The sequence below is a fragment of the Accumulibacter sp. genome (assembly GCF_023806635.1).
Classification (GTDB): Bacteria; Pseudomonadota; Gammaproteobacteria; order Burkholderiales; family Rhodocyclaceae; genus Accumulibacter.
In genome coordinates this window covers 19,979-28,518 of record NZ_JAMTDQ010000037.1, presented here as the reverse complement: position 1 = coordinate 28,518, position 8,540 = coordinate 19,979, and the positions used below count along the sequence as shown (strand labels likewise).

The 8,540-nt window shown below is 67.3% G+C and carries 8 protein-coding genes; 2 read left to right on the top strand and 6 right to left on the bottom strand.

The window, feature by feature from the left end; genetic code table 11:
* Positions 1-51: 51 nt before the first annotated feature.
* On the bottom strand, positions 52-840 hold the full coding sequence (gene cobA / locus NFW30_RS06405; RefSeq protein WP_363322076.1) for a uroporphyrinogen-III C-methyltransferase: 789 nt from the start codon (positions 838-840) through the stop codon (positions 52-54).
* 208 nt (positions 841-1,048) lie between these two features.
* Here cobA and NFW30_RS06400 point away from each other — a divergent pair, with 208 nt between their 5' ends.
* Positions 1,049-2,728, top strand: coding sequence for a nitrite reductase (locus NFW30_RS06400; RefSeq protein WP_295352431.1), 1,680 nt, complete (start codon positions 1,049-1,051; stop codon positions 2,726-2,728).
* A 104-nt stretch (positions 2,729-2,832) separates the two neighbouring features.
* Positions 2,833-3,159 carry a c-type cytochrome gene (locus NFW30_RS06395; protein ID WP_295352429.1) on the top strand — a complete coding sequence of 109 codons (327 nt, stop codon included), beginning with the start codon at positions 2,833-2,835 and terminating at the stop codon, positions 3,157-3,159.
* A gap of 186 nt (positions 3,160-3,345) precedes the next feature.
* Here the strand turns inward: NFW30_RS06395 and NFW30_RS06390 are convergent, their stop codons facing one another.
* The 5 genes from NFW30_RS06390 to NFW30_RS06370 all read right to left on the bottom strand — a co-directional run bounded on the left by NFW30_RS06390 (position 3,346) and on the right by NFW30_RS06370 (position 8,539).
* Entirely contained in the window at positions 3,346-3,840 is a 495-nt protein-coding gene (locus NFW30_RS06390; protein ID WP_295352426.1) for a nitrous oxide reductase accessory protein NosL, read from the bottom strand.
* An 11-nt stretch (positions 3,841-3,851) separates the two neighbouring features.
* Positions 3,852-4,454 carry a nitrous oxide reductase accessory protein NosL gene (locus NFW30_RS06385; RefSeq protein WP_295352423.1) on the bottom strand — a complete coding sequence of 201 codons (603 nt, stop codon included), beginning with the start codon at positions 4,452-4,454 and terminating at the stop codon, positions 3,852-3,854.
* A gap of 279 nt (positions 4,455-4,733) precedes the next feature.
* On the bottom strand, positions 4,734-5,435 hold the full coding sequence (locus NFW30_RS06380; RefSeq protein ID WP_295352420.1) for a sulfite exporter TauE/SafE family protein: 702 nt from the start codon (positions 5,433-5,435) through the stop codon (positions 4,734-4,736).
* 3 nt (positions 5,436-5,438) lie between these two features.
* On the bottom strand, positions 5,439-7,886 hold the full coding sequence (locus NFW30_RS06375) for a heavy metal translocating P-type ATPase (protein WP_295352417.1): 2,448 nt from the start codon (positions 7,884-7,886) through the stop codon (positions 5,439-5,441).
* A complete protein-coding gene (locus tag NFW30_RS06370; RefSeq protein WP_295352414.1) occupies positions 7,883-8,539 on the bottom strand; it encodes a hypothetical protein in 657 nt (218 codons plus the stop codon). The genes NFW30_RS06375 and NFW30_RS06370 overlap by 4 nt, the downstream gene beginning before the upstream one ends.
* Position 8,540: the final 1 nt, after the last annotated feature.

Genomic DNA, 8,540 nt, shown 5'->3' with positions numbered 1-8,540 from the left:
GCTGGTTCGACCAAAAAAGTCCAGACCTAATTTTGCGGGTAAAGGGCAGCCCTAGTCCTTCGCCTCGTCGCTGCCCGGGCGAGGGAACCAGGCGAGCGTCGAGTGCAGGCGAACCACCGTGCCGACGATGATCAGGGCCGGCGAGCTGATGCCGGCGGCCGCCACTCTCGCCGGCAGGGTCGCGAGGTCGGCAGTCAGCACCCGCTGTCGCCGCGTCGTGCCATTCTGGACGACCGCCGCCGGGTGCTCGGCGGGCAGTCCATGCGCCATCATCTGGCGGCAGATTTCGGACAGCCCGCCGACTCCCATGTAGAAGACGACGGTCTGCCGCGGCCGCGCCAGCGACGGCCAGTCGAGATTGATCGTGCCGTCCTTCAGGTGGCCGGTGGCGAAGGCGACCGCCTGTGCGTGATCGCGGTGGGTCAGCGGGATGCCGGCGTAGGCGGCGCAACCGGCGGCTGCCGTGACGCCCGGGACGACCTCGAACGGGATGCCCGATTCGACCAGCGCTTCGATCTCCTCGCCGCCGCGACCGAAGACGAACGGGTCACCGCCCTTGAGGCGGACTACGGCCTTGCCACTGCGCGCCAGGCGCACGAGCATCCGGTTGAGTTCCGCCTGCGGTACGCTGTGGTTCGAGCTTTCCTTGCCGGCGTAGATTCGTTCGGCATCCGGACGCGCCAGTTCGAGCACGCCATCGGCGATCAGGTGGTCGTAGACGATCGCGTCCGCCTCGCCGATCAGGCGTGCGGCGCGCAGCGTCAGGAGGTCGAGATCGCCCGGCCCGCTGCCGACGATGTAGACGGTGCCGCGGGTTGCTGATGGAGGCGACTGACTCATGGTGCGGTTCCCGATTCTTCGTTGAGGCGCAAGCATAAGCGTCCGCGCCGGCATGTTCAACTGATCCGCAGCGGTCTGCCGTCGGCCTTGCGGGTTTTGATGAAAGTCAAGGATCCGCGTGGGGTTGGCATGTCATCCTGCGTGGAGTCTGACACGGGTCTGACCGCGAGCGATGAACAAGCAACTTCAAGAGGAGAGGAATCGAACAATGCAGAAGGGAATCCGTAACGTACTGATGCTGGCAAGCCTGCCGCTGGCCATCAACCTGGCGTTCGCCGCACCGGCCGAAAAGGCTGCTGCACCAGCCGCCAGTGCCGCTCCGGCTGCAGGCCCGACACTCTCGGCAGAGGACAAGGCGGCTGCCGGCAAGACCTACTTCGAGCGCTGCGCCGGCTGTCACGGCATGCTGCGCAAAGGCGCCACCGGCAAGAACCTCGAACCGGCCAACACGGCCAAGCTGGGCTCATCGCGGCTCGAGAAGATCATGTCCTACGGTACCGAAGGGGGCATGCCGAACTTCGACGACATCCTGTCGAAGAAGGAAATCGCCAACATGGCGACCTATATCCAGATGCCCGCCGAGGCGCCGCCGGAATGGGGCATGAAGGACATGAAGGCAAGCTGGAAGCTGCACGTGCCGGTCGCACAGCGGCCGACGAAGCAGATGAACAACGTCAACCTGAAGAACGTCTTCGCCGTCACCTTGCGTGATTCGGGCGAAGTGGCCCTGATCGACGGCGATACGAAGCAGATCTGGGGCATCGTCAAGACCGGCTATGCCGTTCACATCTCGCGCGTTTCCGCTTCCGGGCGCTATGTGCACGTGATCGGTCGCGACGGTCGCTACGATCTGATCGATATGTGGTACGAGAAGCCGACGATCGTCGCGACGATGAAGGCCGGCTACGAGGCGCGCTCGGTAGACACCTCGAAGTACAAGGGATTCGAGGACAAGTACGCTGTCGTCGGCTCGTACTGGCCGCCGCAATACGCCATCCTCGACGGCGAAACCCTCGAGCCGCTGAAGCTGATTTCGACGCGTGGCGTCACCGTCGATGGCGAGTACCATCCCGAGCCGCGCGTGGCGTCGATCGTCTCGTCGCACGACAAGCCCGAGTGGGTGATCAACATCAAGGAGACCGGCATGATCAAGCTGGTCGACTACTCGGACATCAACAACCTGAAGGAAGTTACCGTCAATTCGGCCAAGTTCCTGCACGATGGCGGCTGGGACGCTTCCAAGCGCTACTTCCTCGTCGCCGCCAATGCCTCGAACAAGGTCGCGGTCGTCGACACCAAGGAAGGCAAGCTCGCAGCACTGGTCGATACCGCCAAGATCCCGCATCCGGGCCGTGGCGCCAACTTCAACCATCCGAAGTATGGTCCGGTCTGGGCGACTTCGCACCTGGGCGCCGACGTGATCAGCATCATCGGTACCGACCCGGCGAAGAACCCGCAGCATGCGTGGAAGGTGGTTCAGGAAGTGAAGAACCACGGCGCCAATTCCCTGTTCGTCAAGACGCACCCGAAGTCGAAGAACCTATGGGCCGACGCGCCGCTGAACCCTGATCCGAAACTGGCCGGTTCGGTCACGGTCTACAACATCGACGATCTCGGCAACCCGGATCCGAAGCCGCAGGTGCTCGATCTCGCAGCCGCCGCCAACCTCGGCAAGACGAAGGGCATTCAGCGCGTCGTCCATGGCGAGTACAACGAGAAGGGCGATGAGGTGTGGTTCTCGGTGTGGACCGGCAACAAGACCGAGCCTTCGGCGATCGTCGTCGTCGATGACAAGACGCGGACGGTCAAGAACGTGATCAAGGATCCGCGTCTGGTGACGCCGACCGGCAAGTTCAACGTGTACAACACGCAGCGCGACATCTACTGATCGCAGAGACCGCAGTCGAAGCGAAAGGGGGGCTGCGGCCCCCCGTTTTTTTCGTATGGTGCGGCGGACGCAGCCGTCCCTGGCCGTCTGCCACAGGAGAAGCAATGAAAGCGAAGGCCCTGACCCTCTGTTTCGCGCTGTTGCCGTCGATCACGCTGGCAGCGCCGCCGCCGGTCGATCCGGCGATGCTCGAACTGGCCGACCAGAGCCGCTGCCTGACCTGCCACGATGTCGATGAGACGTTGCGCGGCCCTGCCTGGCGCGATGTCGCCAAGCGCTATCGAGGCCAGCCGGAGGTCGAGGAAATCCTGGTCAAGAAGGTGTACGAGGGCGGCGGTGGCGTCTGGGGCAATGACTACATGTCGGCCAACAAGCGTGCCGGCATCGACAACATCCGCATTCTCGTGCGCTGGATCCTGACGCTGCCCTGAGCGGTTGTGACGAAATCGTCGCGAACAGGCCGCGAAGCAAGGGGCGAGTGAGCGAACGACGAGGCCTGTCAGATGGATGGGCGAGGAGTGAGGGCGTGAGCGACGCCGCAGGCCGGTCGCGCAGCGGATTGATTCACAGGCTCTGAGCCGAGGAGATGGTTTCTCGGCCGTTGCTGGCTCGACCGGTCAGTCGAAGAGCCCTTTGTCGAGGCGGGCTGCCAGTTCTGCCGTCGCCTCGCCGAAGGAGACAATGCGGTGGCCGCGGTGTTCCTTGAGAAACTCCTCCGCATCGGCGCGCGTCGCGAAGGGAACGAACTCGTGCCCCATCGGCCCGGGTACGTCGGAACCGATGACATAGAAGGCGCGCCGGGCGTCGATGCGGGTCAGTCCGTAGTACTCGGTGACCCAGATGCTGGCGATGTCGCCGGTGCTGCGGCCAGGCGCGTGGCGTGCCAGGTTGCCGAGGTACTTGAAGAGGTCCTTGGCGCCATCGAAGAAGTGCGCCTGGCCATCACGGTAGGCGACCACCGCGATCCAGTGCGGGTAACGCGAGACGAGCATGCCGCAGACCGGGCAGAGGTCACGCTCGCCCGGCTTCGGTGGCAGCGCGCTCGCCAGCGCGAGGCCGGCGGCCAGCCAGAGTGCGCCGGCAACCAGCCAGCGCGCCAGTCGTGACGACATCGCGGCAGCGTTCAGCCCTGCGGTCGGCCGGCCGCCCGCTGCCGCCGCTCCTCACGGCTCTTGCGGATCATCGCGACATCCTGCGACATGTCGGTGTAAGCGGCGAGCAGCGCCTGGTCGAAGTTTGCGAGTTCGCCGCCGTTTTCCGCCATCGCCGCCCGCGCAGCCGCTTCGCTGCCGTATGCCACCTTGCTGCGTCTGCTCATCACCGCCCTGATGCGGCTGCCGACCAGAAAGGTGGCCTGATCGACGACGAGCAGAGGCTTGATCTCGGCGCTTGCGGCGTTGTCGGCGACCCAGATGGTCTTCGGCTCGCGGTCGACGTTCACCGCCAGGCTGATCGCCGCGCAATGCAGTGAGCAGACGCCGTCGGGCAGATCGTCGCTGTACTGCAGCAGCATGCGCGAGTGATGGAACTGGCGACGGTCCATGCCGCAATACGGGCATTTGGGGAATTTCTCGAGGTCGTTGTCGGCGGGTCGGGGATCGGCCGCCTTCTTCGGGATGAACTGGGCCGGGGTACCGTCGGTGGCACAGGCGGGCTGCGCCTGGGCGCCGGTGGCGAGCAGGCCGCTCGCGGCCAGCGAGATTTTCAGCAGATCACGGCGTTTCAAGATCATTCTCCTGTCCGGGGATGGGGGCGAGTGCCGGGTGGCGTCAAGGCGCATGGTAGGGTGTTTGCCGCGCGGCGGACTGCGGCAAATCGTCGCAGCGGCCGCGAGGCTCGGACGCGCTGGCACTACCGGCGGAGCGTCGCCCGCTGCAGCATCCCGGTGCCCTCTGTGTTGACGGGTCGCGTCGCCCGCCGGCGCTGTGGTGAGCTCGCCGCTTGTCCGCGGCACGTGCCGTCGGTGCCGCCCGCGACGCCGCCGCTTCCCCGGGCGCGATCGCGATCAGCCGGCCAGCCGCTGCATCACGAGGTAGTAGCGGATGCCCTGCCAGACGGTGGTCAGACCGAGGACGATGACGAACAGCGCGGCGCCGCGCAACAGCCAGCCGCGCGTGCGCGCGCCGAGCCTGCCGAAAAGGAAGCTCGCCGAGAGCATCGACGGCAGCGTGCCGGCGCCGAAGGCGAGCAGCAACAGGCCGCCTTCGACGATCGAGGGCGCGGTGGTGGCCTTGATCGCCATTGCCATGGTCATCGAGCACGGCATCAGGCCGTTGATTGCGCCGCCGATCATCGCTCCGGGCAGCACGCCGCGCGCGCTGGCCTTGGCGAACTGGCGGCGCAGCCAGTCGATCGGCGCGAAGGCGAGCGGGTTGCGCCACGGCGAGACGCCGAGCAGTTCGAGGCCGAGCAGGATGACGATGCCGCCGGCGACGATCTGCAGCAGTCCCTGCAGCCTGCCGAAGGCGCCGGTCTGCACGAGGACCGTGCCGAGCGCCGCCGCCAGCAAACCGATCAGCACATAGACGCCGACACGCGTCAGGTGGTAGGCGAGATAGGGCGCGAAGCTGCGCGCGCCGAGCTTCATGAAGAAGCCGGAGACGAGACCGCCGCACATGCCGAGGCAGTGGCCGCTGCCGAGGATTCCGGTCATGAAGGCGAGCCAGTAGGAGAACTCGGCCAGTGCCTGATGCTGCGAGTGGTCCAAGCCTCAGCTCTTCTGCAGGCGCAGCGAGTTGCTGACGACGGAAACCGAGGACAGCGCCATCGCCGCCGAGGCGATCATCGGGCTCAGGCGGCCGGCGGCGGCGACCGGAATCGCCACGACGTTGTAGCCGAGGGCCCAGAAAAGATTCTGGCGGATGATTCGCATCGTCTGCCGGGACAGCTCGATCGTCGCCGTGACGCGGCCGATGTCGCCACCGACGAGCGTGATGTCCGCCGCCTCGAGGGCGATGTCGGCCGCGCTGCCGATGGCCAGCCCGACGTCGGCGGCGGTCAGCGCCGGCGCGTCGTTGATGCCATCGCCGATCATGCCGACGCGCCTCCCCTCGCGCTGCAGGTCGCGGATCAGGGCCAGCTTGTCGGCCGGCGTGGCGCGCGCGACGACACGCCCGATTCCCACCTGGCGTGCGATCTGGCGGGCGACGGCGGCGACGTCGCCGGTGGCCATCACCGTTTCGATGCCGAGGCGATGCAGCCGTTCGATTGCCTCGCGCGCACCGGCGCGCGGCTGGTCGGCGATCGCCAGCAGCGCGAGCGCATGGCCGTCTACGGCGACGAAGACCGGTGTCCGGCCGTGGTCGGCGATCGCCGCCGCCTGCTCCAGGCTGGCGGCGCAGTCCACGCCGGCCTCCGCAAGCAGCGCCGAGTTGCCGATCAGCACGGTCCGGCGCTCGCAGACGGCGCGCACACCGCGTCCGGGAATCGCGGCGAACTCGCTGCATTCTGCCGGAACGACCCCCTGGGCTGCACACCAGGCGGCAATCGCCCGACCGAGAAAGTGTTCGGAGCCGGCCTCCGCAGCCGCCATGATCGCCAACAGCCGGCTCCGGTCGGCGTTGGCGGCCGGGAAGAAGTCGGTGACCACCGGTCGGCCTTCGGTGATCGTCCCGGTCTTGTCGAAGACCAGTGTGTTCAGCCCGGCAGCGCTCTCCAGCGCCTCTCCGTTGCGGATGTAGATGCCGCGCCGCGCGGCCTGGCCGGTACCGACCATGATCGCCGTCGGCGTCGCCAGACCGAGCGCACACGGGCAGGCGATGAGCAGGACGGCGATGGCGTGCGCCAGTGCCGTCGCCGGCGGACTTCCGGCGAGCAGCCAGCCGCCGAAGGTCAGCCCGGCGACGCCGCCAACGGCAGGAACGAAGCGTTGCGAGATGCGGTCGGCGAGCTTCTGCACCGGCAGTTTGCTGTCCTGTGCATGGTCGACGAGGCGGACGATTCCGGCCAGTACGGTGTCGGCGCCAACCGCGGTCGCACGCAGCGTGAAACTGCCGTTGCCGTTGACGCAGCCGGCGTGGACCGAATCGCCGCAGCCCTTGCCGACCGGCAGCGACTCGCCGCTGAGCAGCGCCTCGTCGACCTCCGAGCTGCCGGCGGCGACGACGCCATCGGCCGGAATGCGCTCGCCGGGGCGTACGCGCAGCAGGTCGCCGACGACGACTTGGTCGATCGGCACCACCTCTTCGCGACCGTCGCGCAGGACGACGGCAGTCGTCACCTGCAGCTCGATCAGCTTGCGGATCGCTTCGCTGGCCTGCCCCTTGGCGCGCTCCTCGAGGAAGCGGCCGAGGAGGACGAAACTGACGATGCCGGCGGCGGCCTCGAAATAGACATGGTGCGCGGTGCGCAGCAGGCCCGGCAGGCTGTACAGGTAGGCCGAACCGGCGCCGATCGCGATCAGCGAGTCCATGTTGGCGCTCCGCTGTTGCGCCATCTGCCAGGCCTTGTCGAAGATGTCGCGACCTGGGCCGAAGAGCGCCGGCGTTGCCAGGGCGAACTCGAGCAGGCGCAGCGCGGGTGAGCGATGCATTGCCATGCCGAGCAGCATCAGCGGTGCGCTCAGGGCTGCGGCAACGACGACGCGCCGCTTCGCCTGTGCGAGTCTCTCCTTTTCATGTTCGACGAGCAGTCGGCGCTGCGCCACCGTATCCATCGCCTGCGCCCGGTAGCCGAGCCGGTTGACCAGGGCGAAGACCTCGTCGCGCCCGATCGTGCCGCGAACGACCGCCGTCTGCGCGGCGAAATTGACGTTCGCCAGCCGAACGCGCGGATCACGGCGCAGCGAGAGCTCGATCAGCAGGGCACACGAGGCGCAGCTCATGCCTTCGATCGCCAGTGAGGACTCCTGCAGTGGTGCGTCGCTGTCAGCCATGCTGGCCGCCGGCCGTCGCACCGGCGGGCAGGCAGCGAGGCGGCCGACCAGTTCGTCGACGCTGGCCAGGAGGTGGGCCTCCGGCAGGCAGCGCGGATCGAAGTGGATCGCCAGCGAGCCGAGAGCGGGAACGGCGCGCACGTCGCGGATCCCGGGCCGCTTGCGCAGCACGATTTCGAGGATGTAGCAACGCTCGTCCTGTCCTGCCAGCGGGGGCGCAACGACGCGCACCCGGCGTCGCAGCCGGTGCACGACGTGCAGGTTGCGGTAGCCGCCGGTACTCATCTGCGCCCGCCGCCCTTGCGGTAGCGAACGAGCAGGAATACCAGGTAGAAAATCGTCAGCCAGGCGGAGCGGAACTTCAGCGGGTCGCGCAGCCATTGCTGGTTGATCAGATCCCAGTGTACGCGAATGAGATGGAAAGCCAGCAGGTCGTTGAGGAAGTTGACGATCGCCCTTTCGCTCAGTGCGCTCTCCAGCACCGGTTGCACACGGCTCCGCACGCCCTGCAGTTGCGGGTAACGATCGAGGCTGCGCAGCAGGCGGCGCAGCGAACGTCGGGCGGCAGCCTCGAACTGCGTGCCGCGGTCGACCGCGCGTACGCTTCCGCCTGCTACCGTCGGGCCGCTTGTTTCGCCGGCAGCATCCTCCGGCCCGGCATCGGCCGCCGGCAGATGCGGCAGCACTTCCTGCAGGCAGCGGGCGATGGCGCCGGCGCCGCAGACACGCTCATCGTAGAACACGGACAGCTTGCGCTCGCCGGCATGCAGTCCGACGCGATGGACGCCTTCCTGGCGACGCAGGGCGGTTTCGATCCGGCGTGCGCTGGCGGGCGAACAGATCGCGGCCGGCAGTTCCAGCCGCAGATGGCCGGCTGCACGGTAGCGAACGAAGATCCGCCGCGACCACTCGTCGGCAGAATCGGTGGGCGGCATCATG